This window comes from Methylopila turkensis (assembly GCF_027922325.1).
Taxonomy (GTDB): domain Bacteria; phylum Pseudomonadota; class Alphaproteobacteria; order Rhizobiales; family Methylopilaceae; genus Methylopila; species Methylopila turkensis.
Map to the genome: position 1 here is coordinate 405,230 of NZ_BSFL01000002.1, position 17,058 is coordinate 422,287.

Here is a 17,058-nt window from a genome sequence, read left to right on the forward strand (position 1 = left end):
ACGCCCGAGCAGACCCGTCCCGGCCCGCCGCGTCAACGCGCCACGATCCTAAGGCCTGCTTGCGCGCAGGCGCCGCGGCGCCTATCGTCCGGCCATCCCTTCTCACGCACGGAGCTACGAACGATGGTCGCGGAAGACCGCGCCGAGGCGGCCCCTGTCGCCATCGTCATGGGCAGCCAGTCCGACTGGGCGACCATGAGCCACGCCTCCGAGACGCTGAAGGCGCTCGGCGTGGCGCACGACGCGCGCATCGTCTCCGCGCACCGCACGCCCGACCGGCTGGTCGCCTTCGCGAAGGGCGCGAGGGACGAAGGCTTCCGGGTCGTCATCGCCGGCGCGGGCGGCGCCGCCCACCTGCCGGGCATGGTCGCGGCGATGACGCCGCTGCCGGTGTTCGGCGTGCCGGTGCAGTCGCACACGCTGTCCGGCCTCGACAGCCTGCTGTCGATCGTCCAGATGCCCGCGGGCGTTCCCGTCGGCACGCTCGCGATCGGCCGCGCCGGCGCGGTCAACGCCGCCCTGCTCGCCGCCTCCGTGCTCGCGCTGACCGACGCGGGCCTCGCGGAGCGGCTCGACGCCTGGCGCGCCGCCCAGACCGACGGCGTGGCCGACCGGCCCACGGAGTCCTGACATGACCGAGACGCCCCTCGCCCCCGGCGCCACGATCGGCATTCTCGGCGGCGGCCAGCTTGGCCGCATGATCGCGCTCGCCGCGGCCCCGCTCGGGCTCAAGGCGCACGTGTTCTCGCCCGATCCGCACAGCCCCGCCTTCGACGTCGCGGCCGAGCGCACGATCGCGAACTACGACGACGAGGCCGCGCTCGCGCTGTTCGCCGACAGCGTCGACGTCGTGACCTACGAGTTCGAGAACATTCCGGCCGCGACCGCGGAGCTGGTGTCCTCGCACAGCCCGCTTTTCCCGGACGCCCGCGCGCTCGCGACCACGCAGGACCGGCTGACCGAGAAGACCTTCCTGCGCGACCTCGGCCTGCCGACGCCCGCTTTCGCGGAGGTGCACGACCGCGCCAGCATGGCCGCCGCCGTCGGCGCGATCGGCCGGCCGGCGGTGCTGAAGACGCGCCGCTTCGGCTATGACGGCAAGGGCCAGGTGCTGGTGCGCGAGGGCCTCGGCCTCGACCAGGCGCTCGCCATGATGAACGGCCAGCCGGCGATCCTCGAGGCCTTCGTGCCGTTCCGCGCCGAGGTGTCGGTGGTGGCGGCGCGCGGGCGCGACGGCTCGTTCGCGGCTTTCGACGTGGTCGAGAACCGCCACGAGAACCACATCCTGCGCTCCTCCCACGTCCCCGCGGCGATCAAGCCGGAGACGGCGGCCTCCGCTGTCGCGATCGCGCGCAGGATCGCCGACGCCTTCCAGTATGTCGGCGTGTTCGCGGTCGAGATGTTCCTTGTCGAAGGGCCGACCGGCGAGAAGGTCGTCGTCAACGAGATCGCGCCGCGCGTCCATAATTCCGGCCACTGGACCATCGAGGGCGCCGAGACCAGCCAGTTCGAGCAGCATGTGCGCGCCGTCGCCGGCTGGCCGCTGGGCTCGACCGCGACACGCGGCCGGGTGGTCATGACCAACCTGCTCGGCGCCGAGGCGAACGGCTGGCGCGAGCTGCTGGCCGAGCCCGGCGCGGCCGTCCATCTCTACGGCAAGGGCGAGCCGAAGCCCGGCCGCAAGATGGGCCACGTCACGCGCGTGACGATCGGCTGACGCCTCGCGCGCATAAGGCCTCGATCCGCGTAGACAACCCCTGAGCCCTCTGGTAAACGCTTCGCCGACGATGGCGGCGTTCGCACACCAGCGGGCGTCGGCCTTTTGTTTTTTGCTTCCGGCGCCGTCCGCGGCGACCGTCCGCCCAGAGACAAACGCTACCCGAGGCACGACGTGCAGGTTCTCGTCCGCGACAACAATGTCGACCAGGCCCTGAAGGCCCTGAAGAAGAAGATGCAGCGCGAAGGCATCTTCCGCGAAATGAAGCTCCGCGGTCATTATGAGAAGCCGTCCGAGAAGAAGGCGCGTGAGAAGGCGGAAGCCGTCCGTCGCGCCCGCAAGCTGGCCCGCAAGCGCGCGCAGCGCGAGGGCCTGCTGCCGATGAAGAAGAAATGATTCGCTGAGGGCGACCGGCGCCGGCTTCCGGCGCTTGACGTCTCGCGACGTGACTGCGATGCGCCCGTTGGATCCGTCCGGCGGGCGTTTTTGCGCCTTGAGGGACACGCTCCGGCCCGCGCCGCCGGCAGCAGGGGCTGCGGACGCAATCTCGCCGCAATCCGCCTGTGTCTGACGGCTCTTGGGCTTGGCGCGCGGTAAGGTGGTGAGGACATGCAGGGTTCGGGTTCGGGCATTCTGGCGCGCCGCGGCGCGTTTCTCGTGGCGATGCTCGCGCTCGCCGGCTGCGAATCCATGGGCCCCTCGGCCGCGACGCTCGAGCCCGAGGCCTACGCCGCCCGGCAGAGCGACCTCGGCTCCCTGACCCAGGTCGTGCAGTCGAACCCCGGCGACGCCGAGGCCTGGAACATGCGCGGCTCCGCCTACGCCCGGCTTGGCCAGTACGACAACGCGATCGGCGACTTCAGCCAGGCGATCCGCATCAACAGCGGCATGGCCAAGGCCTACGCCAACCGCGCGCTCGCCTTCCGCTCGCAGAACAAGACCGCCGAGGCGATCGGCGACTACAACCGCGCGATCGAGGTCGACCCGAACTACAGCCCGGCCTTCGTCGGCCGCGGCAACCTCTACCGCTCGACCGGCCGCACCGACGCCGCGCTCGCCGACTTCGACCGCGCGATCGAGCTCGACCGCAACAACGCCCAGGCCTGGCACAACCGCGGCCTGATTCATCAGGCGCAGGGGCGCCACGACGACGCGATCGACGACTTCACCAAGTCGACCGCGATCGCGGTGACGGCGCCGGAGCCCTATGTCGGCCGCGGCATGAGCTATCTCGCGCTCAACGACGCCGCGGCGGCGCTCGACGACTTCAACACCGCGCGCACGCTGAACCCGAAATACATCGACGCCTGGATCGGCCGCGGCCTCGCCTTCGAGCGCCAGAACGAGCTGCTGAAGGCCCGCGCCTCGTTCGCGCAGGCGCTCAACATCGACCGCAACGACAAGCGCGCCAACGAAGCCTTCAAGCGCGTCGGCGGCGTCGCGGGCGCGACCTACACCGAGCGCTGAGCGGTCGGCGCCGCTGAAGAAAAAAGAAGGGCCGGAGCGACGCTCCGGCCCTTCTTTTTTCTGGCTCCGACCTGCCGACGCGGCGCGCGACCGTCATGCCCGGCGAAGCCGGGTATCCACGACTTCCGAGGACACCGACTTCGGCGCCGAAGTCGTGGATGCCCGCAAAGATGCGGGCATGACGGCGTGGATCCGCGCGCCGGCGGAATCGGCGCGCGGCTTACTCCGCGGCGTCGACGTAGAGCTTGCCGCCGCCCTGCAGGAACTCGGCCGACTTCGCCTTCATACCCTCTTCCGCCTCGAAGGTGACGTTCTGGGCGCGGACTTCGGCGCGCAGGTCCTGCGTGATCTTCATCGAGCAGAACTTCGGACCGCACATGGAGCAGAAATGCGCCACCTTGTGCGCGTCCTTCGGCAGCGTCTCGTCGTGGAAGGCGCGGGCGGTGTCGGGGTCGAGCGAGAGGTTGAACTGGTCCTCCCAGCGGAAGTCGAACCGCGCGCGGCTGACCGCGTCGTCCCGGATCTTCGCCGCCGGATGGCCCTTGGCGAGGTCGGCCGCATGGGCCGAGATGCGGTAGGTGATGACGCCGGTCTTGACGTCGTCGCGGTTCGGCAGGCCGAGATGCTCCTTCGGCGTGACGTAGCAGAGCATGGCGGTGCCGAACCAACCGATCATCGCGGCGCCGATGCCGGAGGTGATGTGGTCGTAGCCCGGCGCGATGTCGGTGGTGAGCGGCCCGAGCGTGTAGAACGGCGCCTCGCCGCAGACGGCGAGCTGCTTGTCCATGTTGGCCTTGATCTTGTGCATCGGCACGTGGCCGGGGCCCTCGATCATGACCTGGCAGCCCTTGTCCCAGGCGATCTTGGTGAGCTCGCCCAGCGTCTCCAGCTCGGCGAACTGCGCGGCGTCGTTGGCGTCCGCGATCGAGCCCGGCCGCAGGCCGTCGCCGAGCGAGAACGAGACGTCGTACTTCCGCATGATGTCGCAGATGTCGCCGAAGCGCTCGTAGAGGAAGCTCTCGCGATGGCCGGCGAGGCACCAGCGCGCCATGATCGACCCGCCGCGCGAGACGATGCCGGTGACGCGGTCCGCCGTCAGCGGCACATGGGCGAGGCGCACGCCGGCGTGGATGGTAAAGTAGTCAACCCCCTGCTCGGCCTGCTCGATGAGGGTGTCCTTGAACACCTCCCAGTCGAGCTTCAGCGGATCGCCGTCGACCTTCTCAAGCGCCTGGTAGATCGGCACCGTGCCGATCGGCACCGGCGAGTTGCGGATGATCCAGGAGCGGATGTTGTGGATGTTGCGGCCGGTGGAGAGGTCCATGACCGTGTCCGCGCCCCAGCGGATCGCCCAGACCAGCTTCTCGACCTCTTCCGCCGCGCCCGAGGTCACCGCCGAGTTGCCGATGTTGGCGTTGACCTTGACCAGGAAGTTGCGGCCGATCGCCATCGGCTCGAGTTCGGGATGATTGACGTTCGCCGGGATGATGGCGCGGCCGCGGGCGATCTCGTCGCGCACGAATTCCGGCGTCACGAACTCCGGGATCGACGCGCCGAAGCTGTCGCCGTCGGCGTGGCGGACGCCGGCGCCCTCCAGCGCCTGCTCGCGGGCGAGGTTCTCGCGGAACGCCACATAGACCATCTCCTCGGTGATGATCCCGGCCTTCGCGAACTCGTACTGGGTCACCATCTGGCCGTTCGCGGCCTCGCGGATGACGCGCGTCGCCGGGCACGGAGCGACCAGCTTGTCGGCCGAGACGTTGCCGTTGTCCTCCGGCTTCACCGCGCGCCCCGGGGCGATGTCGAGCCCGCGCTTGGCGATCCAGTCTTCGCGCACCGGCGCCAGACCGGCGGCGAGGTCGATCGCGACGTCGGTCTCGGTGTAGCGGCCCGACGGATCGTAGACCCGCACCGGCGGCTCGTTCGGATCGCTGAGCGTGATCTCGCGGAACGGCACCCGAAGCTCGGGATGCGACTTCGGCGAGGCGTAGACCTTGCGCGAGCCGAAGATCGGCCCGGTGGTGACGCTTTCGGGCGCGGCCTTGGCGTCCTTCGGCGGAATATGGACGTTCATGGGGATCCCCTCCTCGATGTTCTCGTTCGGGAGATCCGGGGTGTCGCGAAACGTCTGGGAGGCGTTCGGCAGCTTGCGCCGGCTCGGCCTTCGGTTCCCGTCCCTTCGCCGGCATGACCCGGATCAGGTTCTAAGGGATCGGCGTGCCGCCATCTCAGCCCCGCATCGCAGCGGGACGCCCCTCGGACCGGGGCCGAGGTTATGAGCTTGGAATCGTTCTGTCGAGCCCGGAGGCGCCGGCGTCGCGGCGTGCGCTCGCCGCGTCCCGCCCCTCTCCGCGTCCCGCCCCCCTCCGTCACTCCGGCCTCCGGGTTACGCCTTCCGCCCCCTACCCGCGCCTCCCTCGCGCGCGAGCCGTTTGCCAACCGCGCTCCGTCGAGTTAATATTTTGGAATTCCGAATTCGGAATTCTGATATGCAGCCACTTGCGACCTCGCCGAACCTGATCTCGCAGACCTATGACCGCATCCTCGAGGCGATCGTCGACCGCAGCCTGCCGCCGGGCGAGCGCATCCGGCAGCATGAGCTCGCGGAGCGGCTCGGCGTGTCGCGCCAGCCGGTCAGCCACGCGCTCCACCTGCTGCGCGGCCAGGGCCTGCTCGCCGACAGCGGGCGCAAGGGCTTCCAGGTGACGCCGCTCGACGGCGTCCGCATCCGGCAGCTTTACGAGGTGCGCGGCGCGCTCGACGCGCTCGCGGCCCGGCTCGCGGCGGAACGCGGCGCGGACGGCGCGGCGCTCGAACGCGCGCTCGACGCCGGGGCCGCCATCACCGCGCGAACGCCGCTCGCCGAGCAGATCGCCCGCGACGCGGACTTCCACCGCGCGCTCTATCGGCTCTCGGGCAACCCGGCGATCGAGGAGACGGTCGGCCCGCAATGGCCGCACATGCGCCGCGCCATGGCGACGGTGCTCGCCGATCCCGACCACCGCGCCCGCGTCTGGGCCGAGCACGCCGCGATCGCCGATCGCGTGCGCGCCAGAGACCCGGACGGCGCGGAGGCCGCGGCGCGCGACCATGCGCTCGGCGCGGGACGAACCATGGAAGAGCGGCTCAGCACGCTGCGCGACGCCGCATAAGCCCGAACACAAGCAGCGGCAGGAGGAAGCGATGAAGCTCACAGAGGACCAGCTCGCGCAATTCCACGAGGACGGCTGGCTGTTGCTGCCGGACCTGTTCACGCCCGAGGAGGTGGACCTGCTCCGCCGCGAGGCGGTCGCGATCTACGACGAGCACCGCCCCGAGGTCTGGCGCGAGAAGGACGGCGCGCCGCGCACCGCCTTCGCCGCCCACACCTACAACGAGGCCTTCCGCCTGCTCGGCGCGCACCCGCGCATGATCCGGCCCGTCGAGCAGGTGTTCGGCGAACATGTGTATCTGCACCAGTACAAGATCAACGCCAAGTCCGCCTTCACCGGCGCGGTCTGGCAATGGCACCAGGACTACGGCACCTGGAAGCGCGACGACGGCATGCCGGAGCCGCGCGCCATGAACATCTCGATCTTCCTCGACGAGGTGATGCCGATCAACGGCCCGCTGATGCTGGTGCCGAAAAGCCAAACGGCCGGCGACCTGAAAGCCAGCCACGACCTCGAGACCACCTCCTACCCGCTCTGGACGCTGGATGAGGAGACGGTCACTCGGCTGGTCGCGGAAGGGGGCATCGTGGCGCCGACGGGCCGGCCCGGCAGCATGCTGATGTTCCACGGCAATCTGGTGCACGGCTCCGCCGGCAACATCACGCCCTACCCGCGCAAGATCGTCTATCTCACGCTCAACGCCTGCTCCAACTACATCCGCACGCCGACGCGGCCCGACTTCATCGCGCACCGCGACTTCGCGCCGATCCAGTGCGTCGAGGACGACGCCCTCGTCCGGCTCGCGCGGAGCCAGAGCCGGCAGGCGGCGGAGTAGGAGTTGGCGCACGAAGCGCCGCCGACGGCGGAGCCGGAACGTCGGACTAGTGGCCGCCGGCGTCGCTTACGAGAGGATCGCCGCGGCCAGCTTCGCCGCCGTGGCCCTCGGATCGAAATCCTCGGATGCGACGCTCTCGAACGTCACGGGGCAGGTCTCGGGAAACAAAGGCAGTATTTGCCCCCGGTCCGCGAAATCCGCCCTCGCTTCCTTCACCGCCCGACGCCAGACGGCGTCCATGTCGATCCGGCCGCGCATGGACGGCGCGAGCCGATCGATCATATCGCTCTGAAACGTGCGAATCTCGCCAAGCCAGTGAACCACCGGATCGGCGTCGCCGTCAGCGGCGATCTTCACCAGATGACGGAGAATGTTCCGCAGGTGACTGCGGACCGTATCGAACTCCGACCGCCCCACGCTCTCGATCTCCTCGGCGACGTTCTCCAGATCGAGCTCGTTCGGCAGGCCGCGCGCCCGTGTCTTGAGGTCGCGCAGAAGCGCGGCCTGACGTTCGGACCAGAGCAGGATGTCGGCATCGTAGTCGGCGACGTCGCTCATGACGCGGCTCCTCGACCGGAAATGTCGCGTTGGACCTTTGGAAAAGCAAGCTTGGGCCACTGCCCGCGCGGCTACTCCATCGCCCAGCGCAACGGCGGCGGAAGCGGCTCCGGGGCGTAGTCGACGTGCAGCACGCGCCGCGGTGAGGTCGACCGGGAGCGTCCCGAGGCATGGAGAGCGAGTAGCCGCATGGCGAGCACGTCGCCGGCCTCGCCGGTCGCGATGAGCTCTGGCGCGGCCTTCGCGCGATCAGCGACCTCGGCCGCCGGAACGCGCCCGAGACGATGGGAGCCGAGCGCGATACTCACCGGCCCCTGATCGGAGCCGCATGGGTCGACGAACAGCCGCAGCGTCAGCATGCCGTCGAGAAGCTCCGCCGGCGGCTCCACATGAACGACGCCGCCTTTCACGCTCCAGGGCCCGTAGCCCTCGACGTCGCGCCGCTCGGCGACCGCGATCGTGCGGTCCTGATGCCAGGGCGTGATCCAGTTGTCGGCCGCGGTCTTATCGAATTGCACCACCCGCACGGGTCGCATCTCGCGTCCCGAAAGCGCCGTCGCCAGCGCTCCGAGCGCGCCGGCGGGAGCGATCAGACGTTCGATCGCGCTACCGGGAAGGGAGCCTCGCGTCCCGCGGAGGCCTTCCGTGAACTCACGCGCGATCCCGGCGATCTCGTCGCCGGAAACGACACGGCGGACGACGCAAGCGCCGTCCGCCGTCAGTTGCTCGCGAAGACCCGAGCTCACAGACTCTTGACGATGGCCTCGGTGACCTTCTTCGCGTCGCCGAACAGCATCATGGTGTTGTCGCGGAAGAACAGCTCGTTCTCCACGCCGGCGTAGCCCGCCGCCATGCCGCGCTTGATGAAGAGCACGGTGCCCGCCTTTTCCACGTCGAGGATCGGCATGCCGTAGATCGCCGAGGTCTTGTCGGTCTTGGCCGCCGGGTTGGTCACGTCGTTCGCGCCGATGACGAAGGCGACGTCCGCGCCCGAGAACTCCGAGTTGATCTCGTCGAGCTCGAACACCTCGTCGTAAGGCACCTGCGCCTCGGCGAGCAGCACGTTCATGTGGCCCGGCATGCGGCCCGCCACCGGATGAATGGCGTACTTCACCTCGACGCCTTCTTCCTTCAGCTTGTCGGCCATCTCGCGCAGCGCGTGCTGGGCCTGCGCCACCGCCATGCCGTAGCCCGGCACGATGATGACCTTGGACGCGTTCTTCATGATATAGGCCGCGTCCTCGGCCGCGCCCTGCTTCACCGGGCGCTGTTCGCCACCGCCCGCCGCCGCTCCGCCGCCGGCCGCGGCGTCGCCGCCGAAGCCGCCGAGGATGACGGAGATGAAGCTCCGGTTCATGCCCTTGCACATGATGTAGGACAGGATCGCGCCCGACGAGCCGACCAGCGCGCCGGTGATGATCAGCGCCAGATTGCCGAGCGTGAAGCCGATGCCGGCCGCCGCCCAACCCGAATAGGAGTTGAGCATCGACACGACCACCGGCATGTCCGCGCCGCCGATCGGGATGATGATCAGGAAGCCAAAGGCGAGCGAGGCCAGCACGATGAGCCAGAACACGAAGTGGCTCTCGGTCAGGCAGAACACGATCACGAGCACCACGATCAGCGCCGCAAGCCCGGCGTTGATGAGGTGGCGCATCGGCAGCAGGATCGGCGTGCCGGACATCCGGCCGTCGAGCTTGGCGAAGGCGATCAGCGATCCGGTGAAGGTGATCGCGCCGATCGCGACGCCGAGCGCCATCTCCACCAGCGATTGGACGTGGATCGCGCCCGGAAGCCCGATGCCGAAGGCGTCGGGGGCGTAGAGCGCCGCCGCCGCCACCAGCACGGCGGCGAGGCCGACGAGCGAGTGGAACGCCGCCACGAGCTGCGGCATCGAAGTCATGGCGATGCGCTTGGCGGTGAGCGCGCCGATCGCGCCGCCGACGCCGAGGCCGGCGATGACGAGGACCCAGCCGCCGACGCCGTGCGGCGGCGAGACGAACAGGGTGGTCAGGATCGCGAGCGTCATGCCCGCGATGCCCATGGCGTTGCCGCGCCGCGAGGTCGCCGGGCTCGAAAGCCCCTGCAGCGACAGGATGAACAGGACGCCGGCGATGAGGTAGAGGATCTGGACGAGGTCGGTCATCGGTCCCGTCAGCCCTTCTTCTTGTACATGCCGAGCATGCGCTGGGTGACGAGGAACCCGCCGAAGATGTTGATCGAGGCGAGCACGAGGGCGACGAAGCCGAAGCCGCGCGCCCACCAGGGACCGGAGCCGCCGGCGAGGTCGACGCCGACCGCGAGCAGCGCGCCGACCACGATGACGGAGGAGATGGCGTTGGTGACCGCCATCAGCGGCGTGTGCAGCGCGGGCGTCACGCTCCACACCACGTAGTAGCCGACGAACACGGCGAGCACGAAAATCGCGAGCCGGAACACGAACGGGTCGATCACCCCGCCGGACGCGCCGTGCAGCGCGGCGCCGGCGGCGTCGGCGATCTGGTCGGCGTAGCCCTGAGCCGCGGCTGCGGCTTCGCGGGCGGCGTCGGCCGCGGCCTGAGCGCGGTCCGCGGCTTCTTCGGGAGACAGGACGGCCATCAGTTCGCCTCCGCCAGTTTCGCGATCGGATGGATGACGGCGCCGTCGCGGGTGAGCGCGGTCGCCTTGACGAGCTCATCGTCCCAGTTGACGGCGAGCTCCTTGGTCTCTTTGGAGATCAGAGTCTCCAGGAAGGACGACAGGTTCTTGGCGTAGAGCGCCGAGGACGAGGCGGCGAGACGGCCGGGAACGTTGAGGTGCCCGACGATCTTGACGCCGTCGATCTCGACGACCTCGCCCGGAACCGCGCCCTCGACGTTGCCGCCGCGCTCGACCGCGAGGTCGACGATCACCGAACCCGGCTTCATCGACTTGACCATCGCCGCCGTCACCAGACGGGGCGCCGGACGGCCCGGGATGAGCGCCGTGGTGATGACGATGTCCTGCTTGGCGATGTGGGCCGCGGTCAGCTCCGCCTGCTTGGCCTGGTACTCGGCCGACATCGGCTTGGCGTAGCCCGCCGCGGTCTCGGCCTGCTTGAACTCCTCGTCCTCGACCGCGATGAACTTGGCGCCGAGCGAGGCGACCTGCTCCTTGGCGGCCGGACGGACGTCGGTCGCCGAGACGACCGCGCCGAGACGGCGGGCGGTGGCGATGGCCTGGAGGCCCGCGACGCCCGCGCCCATGACGAAGGCCCGGGCCGGCGGAACGGTGCCGGCGGCGGTCATCATCTGCGGCATGGCGCGGCCGAACTCGGCCGCGGCGTCGATCACCGCGCGGTAGCCCGCGAGGTTCGCCTGGCTGGACAGCACGTCCATCACCTGAGCGCGGGTGATGCGGGGCATCAGCTCCATGGCGAAGGCGGAGACGTTCGCGGTGGCGAGCGCCGCAATGGCGTCGGCTTGGCCGTAGGGGTCCATCGTGCCGATGACGAGCGCGCCGGGCTTCAGGCCCGAAAGGCTCTCAGGGGTCGGGCGGCGCACCGTCAGCAGCACGTCGGCGCCGGAGAGCGCGTCGGCGCGCGAGGCGGCGATCTGGGCGCCGGCCTCCTCATAGGCGGCGTCGATGACGCCCGAGCTGAGGCCTGCGCCCGTCTCGACGCTGATCTCGGCCCCGAGGCCCTTCAGCTTCTTGACGACGTCAGGCGTCAGAGCGACCCGAGGCTCGGCCGGGTCGAGTTCCTTCGCAACGGCGATCTTCATCGGTTCAGACGATGTACCAGAGCGCGACGACCAGCAGCGCCGACAGGCCGATCGGAAGGATGGTGCCCTTCTCGCTCAGCGCGCCGATCACGCCGCCGACGATCGACAGCACCACGCCGAAGCCGCAGAGCCACCAGTGGCCGGTCGTGCCGCCGATCGCGAGCGAAATGACGATCAGAACCGCCATCGCCGTGCCGATCTTGGAGAGCTTCATCACGGCGGCGTAAGTGCGCTCATGCTCGGCGTAGTCGTTGCCTGTAGCGGTCGCGTATTCCGTAATGCCGGCCATGATGTCGGTCCCTCTTTGCGTTCTAATCGGCGCTTGGACTTCCGCATTTATCGGAAACGCCGAGGGGTGGCAATTCCCTTTCAGCCTCTGGCATGCCAAATACCAAAAATCTTCAGACAAGCTGAACTGCTGATAATTGAGGCTTTTGAGCGGACTCCCTGAATCTCCAGCGCCGTCGCTCGCGCCCCGCTTCGCGGGCGCAGCATCGCCATCGCGAATGGCTTATGCTGCGGGGCGGAAAACCACGGCGAAAGCGCCCCGTCAGCGTCCGGTCACCGAGACCTGCACGGCGGCGGACCGCACGCGCGAGAACCGTCAGGCTCGATCCGTGAGGCCCGCGGCCGCCATCGCCTGCGCCTGTCGGGCGGCGACGCGTTCGACCGTGAAGTCCGCGATCGCGTCCTCGAACAGACGGCGGAAGTTGAGCTCCGCCCTCAGGTGCAGGAACACGCCGCCGAGGCCGATCGCGGCGCGGTCCATGAAGACGAACTCGCGCGGGATGCGGATCGGGCCCTTGCGCTTCAGCTCCTGATGCACGCGGAACGCTTCGGCCCGGCCATAGGCGCCGGGCGACACGCCGTCGGCGATGGTGCGGACGCGGTCGTCCAGCAGCGGGCCGTAGATGAAGCGCGCCCAGATGTTGAGAACGTCGATCAGCTCGCGCTTCAGGCCGCGGAAGCCCCAGGTCTCGTAGGCGTGGACGACACGCTGCTCGTCGCCGTCGCGCAGGCCCTCGTAGAGATCGACCACGCCGCCGACGAAGGCCGGCGGGAAGATGCGGACGCAGCCGTAGTCCAGCAGGTTTACGCCTTGCGGCTCGCCGCCCTCGTCGAAGGCGGCGTAATTGCCGAGGTGGGGGTCGCCGTGGATCACGCCATGGCGCGAGAACGGCCGCCACCACGCCTTGAACATCGCGACGGCGAGCCGATTGCGGATCTCAAGCGAGGCCTCCTTGTGGACGAGCAGCCGCCGCCCCTCCAGCCAGTCGAGCGTGAGCAGCCGGCCGGTGGACAGCTCGCTCCAGACGCCGGGCACGCGCACCTCCGGCGTGTCGTTGAGCATCAGGCGGTAGAGCGCGGCGTGCTTCGCCTCGCGGCGGTAATCGAGCTCCTCGCGGATGCGCGCGCCGATCTCCTCCACGATCTCGGAGGTGTCGATCGCGCCGTCGAAGCGGCGGCGCAGGTCGAACAGCAGCGCGAGCTGGCCGAGGTCGGCCTCCACCGCGGAAGCCATGTCCGGGTATTGCAGCTTCACCGCGAGCGGGGAGCCGTCCGGCGCGGCGGCGCGATGGACCTGGCCGAGCGAGGCCGCAGCCGCCGGCTCGCGCTCGAACGAGCCGAAACGGCTCAGCCAGTCGGGCCCGAGCTCGGCCGCCATGCGCCGGCGCACGAAGCCGTAGCCCATCGGCGGCGCGTCGGACTGGAGCTGCGCCAGCTCTTCCGCGTATTCGGGCGGCAGGGCGTCGGGAATGGTGGCGAGAAGCTGCGCCACCTTCATGATCGGCCCCTTCAGCCCGCCGAGCGCCGCGGCGAGATCCGCCGCCCTGCCCGCCCGCCCCGTGGCGCGGCCGAGAAGCTGGGACCCGGCGATCCGGGCCGCGACCCCGCCGACATTGACGCCCACGCGCGCATAGCGCGTCGCGCGGGCCGTGAAGCGGTTGCGTTCGAGATCGCGGTCGGACGGGGGCATGAAGGGCTTTCGGTGCGGGGCGGTCCAAGCGCTAAAGGTGGGATGCGAACGCGCGGTTCCCAATCACTTGGACGATATCCGCCCCGCCTTCCCGGTCCGGGATCGGAGAGCCGGCCGGCCCCGGCCGCGTCACCCCGCCCGCTTGATGCGGATCATCTTGAAGAACGGCGCCGGGAAGATCGACGTCACCTCGACGACGCTCATGTCGGGAGTCGTCGCGGCCCAGGCGGCGAGGCGCGAGACCTTGAAATCGGTGGACCAGCCGACCGTCTTCACGATCGGCGCGAGCGCGGTCTCGATCTTCATGAGCGGGCCGTCCTCGGCGCCCATCTTGGACGCCACGACGATCTCACCGCCCGGCTTCAGCACGCGGCGCATCTCCGACAGCGCGGCCTCGGGGTCCGGAACCAGCGTGATGACGAAGGGCACGGTGACGGCGTCGAAGGTCGCATCAGGCAGGCCGAGCCGGCAGGCGTCCATCACCGAGAGGCCGCGCACCTGGGTCAGGCCCTGCGCCACGACCTTCTCGCGCGCCTTGGCGAGCATATGCTCCGAGAGGTCGACGCCCACGACGCGCGCCGTCGGCGGGTAGTAGCGCAGCACGAGGCCCGTGCCGACGCCGACCTCGAGGATGTCCGGCCCGCAAGCGGCGGCGGCCGCGGCCGCCTTCTTCTGGCCGTCGGCCAGGAACCGCACATAGACCTTGTCGTAGAATTTGGCCCAGACTTCGTAGGCCTTCTTCTGCCCGGCAAGATCGTACTGAACGCTCATCGCGCCGCCTCGCTGACCGACAGCGCCGGCGCGCGGACGCGCTCCGGAGCCCGGATGATCCCGCCGCCGAGAACCCGGTCGCCGGTCGCGTCGTCATAGAACACGCAGGCCTGCCCCGGCGCGACGCCGCTCTCGCCCGCGAGCAGCTCGACCTCGGCCTCGCGGGGGCCGAGCGCCCTGATCCGCGCGGGCGCCGCGGGCCGGGTGGAGCGCACGCGGGCGCGCGCCGCGAGCCCTTCCGCCGGCAGGTCCCCGAAGGCCCCGTCGCCGAGCCAATTGACGTCGCGGACGCGGACGACGCGCGTCTCCAGCGCCTCGCGCGGGCCCACCACCAGCGTCTTCGCCGCGGCGTCGATGCGCACGACGTAGAGCGGCTCGCCGACCGACAGCGCGAGCCCGCGCCGCTGCCCGACGGTGTAGCGCAGCACGCCCTCGTGGCGCCCGAGAACGCGGCCGTCGAGATGGACGATCGGGCCGGGCTCCGAAGCGCCGGGCTTCAGCTTCTCGATCACGTCGGCGTAGCGGCCGTTCGGCACGAAACAGATGTCCTGGCTGTCCGGCTTGTCGGCGACGATCAGGCCGAGCTCGCGGGCGATCTCCCGCACCTCCGCCTTCGGCAGCCGCCCGAGCGGAAAGCGCAGCAGGGCGAGCTGCTCGGGCGTCGTGCCGTAGAGGAAGTAGCTCTGGTCGCGGTCGGCGTCGGCGGGGCGGAACAGGCCGCGGCCGCCGCCCGGCAGCGCGCGGCTCTCGATGTAATGGCCGGTGGCGAGCGCCGCGGCGCCGAGCTGCTTCGCGGTGTCGAGCAGGTCGACGAACTTGACGGTCTGGTTGCAGGCGACGCAAGGAATCGGCGTCTCGCCGTCGAGATAGCTCTGCGCGAACGGGTCGATCACCGCCTCGCGGAACCGGCTCTCGTAGTCGAGCACGTAATGCGGAATCCCGAGCGTCTCGGCCACGCGGCGGGCGTCGTGGATGTCCTGGCCCGCGCAGCAGGCGCCCTTGCGGGCGGTCGCCGCGCCATGGTCGTAGAGCTGCAGCGTGACGCCGACGACGTCGTAACCGCCGCGCGCCAGCAGCCCGGCGACGACCGAGGAGTCGACGCCGCCCGACATCGCGACGACGACGCGCGTCACGGCGGGCGGTCCCGGCAGTTCGAGGTCGACGGTCATCCGGCGGACAGGCTCGCATTCGTTCGTTGCAGGCGGCGGACCACCTCTTATCTGGCGACGTCCTATGAAGGAAGCATGTCGCTTCGCCTCACCGGGCGCGCACCAGCCGCACGGGCTCGAACCCGGCGCGCTTCTTCCAGGTCAGCAGCCCCTCGCCGCCGTGCTCGGCCGCGCCGTAAAGCACGACGCGGACGCCTGCGGCGAGCGGGTCGCCGCTCTCGATCAGCCAGCGCATGATCTCGACATGCAACAGCCACATGACGCCGGCCTCGAGATGGTCGGCGTGGCCCATCAGGTCGGTGTAATGCGCGAGCTCGCCGACGCGCGTGAGCTTCATATAGGCTACGAGGCGCTCGTCGACCGTGACGGCGCCCTGCATGTGGCCCGGCTCCGCCACGAACACGCCGAACCACAGCGACCAGCGCTCCGGGTTCTCCGGCGCCTTGAGGCGGATCGGACGCATAGCGGGCGGGGCGATGTCCTCCGGCGCCAGGAACCAGTAGTCGAGCACGGGCCCCGCCGCCCGGACGGGCGTCGAGGTCTTCACGCGGTGGATGTCGTAGACGTGGCGGCGCAGCGGGAAGCGGTGGAAGGCGTAGCCGGCCTTCAGCGCCTTCCTCACCTTCGGCAGCGTGCGCGACGAGCGCTTGCGGAGCGCCCGCTCGAACGCGGCCATGTCCTCGAACCGGGCGAGATCGACCGCCATCGGCGTCAGCCTGAGCCGGCGCGCCAGCGGCCCGGCGCCGCCGACCGGCTCCACATAGCGCCCGACGATGTCCCTCGCGCCTCCCTCGACGGGACCGCTCGCGCCCTGGACGTCGACCAGGACGACCGGAGGCGCCTGCTCGCCGGCGACAAACGCCGCGAGGCGCGCGCGGCGTCTGCGGAGAGCGATCAGCGGCTCTCCGACGCCATGATAGAGCGCCATGACCGGCGCCTTCAGCCACTTCGCCATCGCCAAGAGCTGTCGCCGCTCGGCCGCGCCGAAGCAAGAGCGGAAGAAGCCTAGTTCGCCGCCGCGGTCCTGATGTGCTTCAGCGAGGACAGGGGCACGCGCAGGTCGCCGATGGTCAGCACCGCGGTCCCGGTGGTGAGGTCGACGCCGTCGACCGTGCCGGCGATCTCGGACGTCACCGAAACCGTCGATCCCGCCGCGTCCTTCGCCGTGACGACGATCGAGTAGAGCCCTTCCGGAGCGTCCGCGCCGGACGTGGTCTTGCCGTCCCAGGTGAAGTCCTGGTCGCCATAGTCGAGGTCCACCGTCCGGGTCGCCACCAGCGCGCCGCTGGCGTTGCGGATCTCGACCGTCGCGCTCGCGGCGGAAGGGGCGTTCAGCTTCCAGGTCGCGGCGCCGTCGTCGAGCAGCGTGGTGTCGCCGTCCGCCGTCACCGACTTGCCCACGAGGCCGAGCGCGGTCGCGGCCTGCGAGGTCTGGGTCGCGGCCAGAAGGGCGCCCAGCGTGTCGTTGGTCTGGAGCTGCTGCTCGACGCCAGCGAACTGCACCAGCTGCTGGGTGAACTGGTTGGTGTCGAGCGGGTCGAGCGGGTTCTGGTTCCTGAGCTGCGTCGTCAGCAGCGTCAGAAACGTGTCGAAGTTGCTCGCGAGCGTCGACCGCGACGTGGTGGTCGCGGATGTCGCGCTGGTCGAGCTGCCGGTCGCGTCGACGGGCAT

Annotated in this window: 17 protein-coding genes, 1 pseudogene and 1 riboswitch; of the genes and pseudogenes, 6 read left to right on the top strand and 12 right to left on the bottom strand. The window is 70.0% G+C overall.

Annotated features, from left to right (window positions below):
* Positions 1-123 precede the first annotated feature (123 nt).
* The 4 genes and pseudogenes from purE to PKE78_RS08560 all read left to right on the top strand — a co-directional run bounded on the left by purE (position 124) and on the right by PKE78_RS08560 (position 3,184).
* The gene (gene purE, locus PKE78_RS08545) at positions 124-630 is read left to right on the top strand and encodes a 5-(carboxyamino)imidazole ribonucleotide mutase (protein WP_271200448.1); all 507 of its coding nucleotides are present in this window, start codon (positions 124-126) and stop codon (positions 628-630) included.
* Position 631: 1 nt separating this feature from the next.
* Positions 632-1,717: a 5-(carboxyamino)imidazole ribonucleotide synthase gene (locus tag PKE78_RS08550; RefSeq protein WP_271200449.1), complete on the top strand. Its 1,086-nt coding sequence runs from the start codon at positions 632-634 to the stop codon at positions 1,715-1,717.
* Positions 1,718-1,891: 174 nt separating this feature from the next.
* A pseudogene (gene rpsU / locus PKE78_RS08555) lies at positions 1,892-2,110 on the top strand (30S ribosomal protein S21); the annotation flags it as partial.
* 216 nt (positions 2,111-2,326) lie between these two features.
* A complete protein-coding gene (locus tag PKE78_RS08560) occupies positions 2,327-3,184 on the top strand; it encodes a tetratricopeptide repeat protein (RefSeq protein WP_271200450.1) in 858 nt (285 codons plus the stop codon).
* Between the two features lie 220 nt (positions 3,185-3,404).
* Here the strand turns inward: PKE78_RS08560 and thiC are convergent, their stop codons facing one another.
* Positions 3,405-5,258 carry a phosphomethylpyrimidine synthase ThiC gene (gene thiC / locus PKE78_RS08565; protein ID WP_271200451.1) on the bottom strand — a complete coding sequence of 618 codons (1,854 nt, stop codon included), beginning with the start codon at positions 5,256-5,258 and terminating at the stop codon, positions 3,405-3,407.
* Between the two features lie 83 nt (positions 5,259-5,341).
* A riboswitch (TPP riboswitch) is annotated at positions 5,342-5,451 on the bottom strand.
* Positions 5,452-5,673: 222 nt separating this feature from the next.
* Here thiC and PKE78_RS08570 point away from each other — a divergent pair.
* Positions 5,674-6,336, top strand: coding sequence for a GntR family transcriptional regulator (locus tag PKE78_RS08570; protein ID WP_271200452.1), 663 nt, complete (start codon positions 5,674-5,676; stop codon positions 6,334-6,336).
* 31 nt (positions 6,337-6,367) lie between these two features.
* Positions 6,368-7,171, top strand: a complete 804-nt coding sequence (locus tag PKE78_RS08575; protein ID WP_271200453.1) for a phytanoyl-CoA dioxygenase family protein — start codon at positions 6,368-6,370, stop codon at positions 7,169-7,171.
* A gap of 66 nt (positions 7,172-7,237) precedes the next feature.
* On the opposite strand, the gene PKE78_RS08580 is transcribed toward PKE78_RS08575, so the two are convergent.
* From PKE78_RS08580 to PKE78_RS08630, 11 genes are all read right to left on the bottom strand, one after another.
* Complete coding sequence (locus PKE78_RS08580; protein WP_271200454.1) at positions 7,238-7,729, bottom strand: DUF29 domain-containing protein; 492 nt, start codon at positions 7,727-7,729, stop codon at positions 7,238-7,240.
* Between the two features lie 71 nt (positions 7,730-7,800).
* Entirely contained in the window at positions 7,801-8,475 is a 675-nt protein-coding gene (locus PKE78_RS08585; protein WP_346433366.1) for a phytanoyl-CoA dioxygenase family protein, read from the bottom strand.
* Complete coding sequence (locus PKE78_RS08590) at positions 8,472-9,875, bottom strand: NAD(P)(+) transhydrogenase (Re/Si-specific) subunit beta (RefSeq protein WP_271200456.1); 1,404 nt, start codon at positions 9,873-9,875, stop codon at positions 8,472-8,474. The genes PKE78_RS08585 and PKE78_RS08590 overlap by 4 nt, the downstream gene beginning before the upstream one ends.
* A gap of 8 nt (positions 9,876-9,883) precedes the next feature.
* The gene (locus PKE78_RS08595; protein ID WP_271200457.1) at positions 9,884-10,327 is read right to left on the bottom strand and encodes a proton-translocating transhydrogenase family protein; all 444 of its coding nucleotides are present in this window, start codon (positions 10,325-10,327) and stop codon (positions 9,884-9,886) included.
* Positions 10,327-11,469, bottom strand: a complete 1,143-nt coding sequence (locus PKE78_RS08600) for a Re/Si-specific NAD(P)(+) transhydrogenase subunit alpha (protein WP_271200458.1) — start codon at positions 11,467-11,469, stop codon at positions 10,327-10,329. The genes PKE78_RS08595 and PKE78_RS08600 overlap by 1 nt, the downstream gene beginning before the upstream one ends.
* A 4-nt stretch (positions 11,470-11,473) precedes the next feature.
* On the bottom strand, positions 11,474-11,758 hold the full coding sequence (locus PKE78_RS08605; RefSeq protein ID WP_271200459.1) for an aa3-type cytochrome c oxidase subunit IV: 285 nt from the start codon (positions 11,756-11,758) through the stop codon (positions 11,474-11,476).
* Between the two features lie 315 nt (positions 11,759-12,073).
* Positions 12,074-13,447: an ABC1 kinase family protein gene (locus tag PKE78_RS08610; protein ID WP_271200460.1), complete on the bottom strand. Its 1,374-nt coding sequence runs from the start codon at positions 13,445-13,447 to the stop codon at positions 12,074-12,076.
* A 129-nt stretch (positions 13,448-13,576) separates the two neighbouring features.
* Complete coding sequence (locus tag PKE78_RS08615) at positions 13,577-14,218, bottom strand: class I SAM-dependent methyltransferase (RefSeq protein ID WP_271200461.1); 642 nt, start codon at positions 14,216-14,218, stop codon at positions 13,577-13,579.
* Positions 14,215-15,387, bottom strand: a complete 1,173-nt coding sequence (mnmA, locus tag PKE78_RS08620; RefSeq protein WP_271200462.1) for a tRNA 2-thiouridine(34) synthase MnmA — start codon at positions 15,385-15,387, stop codon at positions 14,215-14,217. The genes PKE78_RS08615 and mnmA overlap by 4 nt, the downstream gene beginning before the upstream one ends.
* An 88-nt stretch (positions 15,388-15,475) precedes the next feature.
* The gene (locus PKE78_RS08625) at positions 15,476-16,342 is read right to left on the bottom strand and encodes a hypothetical protein (protein ID WP_271200463.1); all 867 of its coding nucleotides are present in this window, start codon (positions 16,340-16,342) and stop codon (positions 15,476-15,478) included.
* Positions 16,343-16,392: 50 nt separating this feature from the next.
* Complete coding sequence (locus PKE78_RS08630) at positions 16,393-17,058, bottom strand: flagellar hook assembly protein FlgD (protein WP_271200464.1); 666 nt, start codon at positions 17,056-17,058, stop codon at positions 16,393-16,395.

Bases quoted from the DNA above. Each gene is read 5' to 3' on its own strand.
- PKE78_RS08570 (WP_271200452.1), top strand. From the start codon at position 5,674: ATGCAGCCACTTGCGACCTCGCCGAACCTGATCTCGCAGACCTATGAC.
- PKE78_RS08615 (WP_271200461.1), bottom strand. From the start codon at position 14,218: ATGAGCGTTCAGTACGATCTTGCCGGGCAGAAGAAGGCCTACGAAGTC.
- thiC (WP_271200451.1), bottom strand. From the start codon at position 5,258: ATGAACGTCCATATTCCGCCGAAGGACGCCAAGGCCGCGCCCGAAAGC.
- PKE78_RS08610 (WP_271200460.1), bottom strand. From the start codon at position 13,447: ATGCCCCCGTCCGACCGCGATCTCGAACGCAACCGCTTCACGGCCCGC.
- PKE78_RS08590 (WP_271200456.1), bottom strand. From the start codon at position 9,875: ATGACCGACCTCGTCCAGATCCTCTACCTCATCGCCGGCGTCCTGTTC.
- mnmA (WP_271200462.1), bottom strand. From the start codon at position 15,387: ATGACCGTCGACCTCGAACTGCCGGGACCGCCCGCCGTGACGCGCGTC.
- PKE78_RS08550 (WP_271200449.1), top strand. From the start codon at position 632: ATGACCGAGACGCCCCTCGCCCCCGGCGCCACGATCGGCATTCTCGGC.
- purE (WP_271200448.1), top strand. From the start codon at position 124: ATGGTCGCGGAAGACCGCGCCGAGGCGGCCCCTGTCGCCATCGTCATG.
- PKE78_RS08630 (WP_271200464.1), bottom strand. From the start codon at position 17,058: ATGCCCGTCGACGCGACCGGCAGCTCGACCAGCGCGACATCCGCGACC.
- PKE78_RS08575 (WP_271200453.1), top strand. From the start codon at position 6,368: ATGAAGCTCACAGAGGACCAGCTCGCGCAATTCCACGAGGACGGCTGG.
- PKE78_RS08605 (WP_271200459.1), bottom strand. From the start codon at position 11,758: ATGGCCGGCATTACGGAATACGCGACCGCTACAGGCAACGACTACGCC.
- PKE78_RS08625 (WP_271200463.1), bottom strand. From the start codon at position 16,342: ATGGCGAAGTGGCTGAAGGCGCCGGTCATGGCGCTCTATCATGGCGTC.
- PKE78_RS08600 (WP_271200458.1), bottom strand. From the start codon at position 11,469: ATGAAGATCGCCGTTGCGAAGGAACTCGACCCGGCCGAGCCTCGGGTC.
- PKE78_RS08560 (WP_271200450.1), top strand. From the start codon at position 2,327: ATGCAGGGTTCGGGTTCGGGCATTCTGGCGCGCCGCGGCGCGTTTCTC.
- PKE78_RS08595 (WP_271200457.1), bottom strand. From the start codon at position 10,327: ATGGCCGTCCTGTCTCCCGAAGAAGCCGCGGACCGCGCTCAGGCCGCG.
- PKE78_RS08580 (WP_271200454.1), bottom strand. From the start codon at position 7,729: ATGAGCGACGTCGCCGACTACGATGCCGACATCCTGCTCTGGTCCGAA.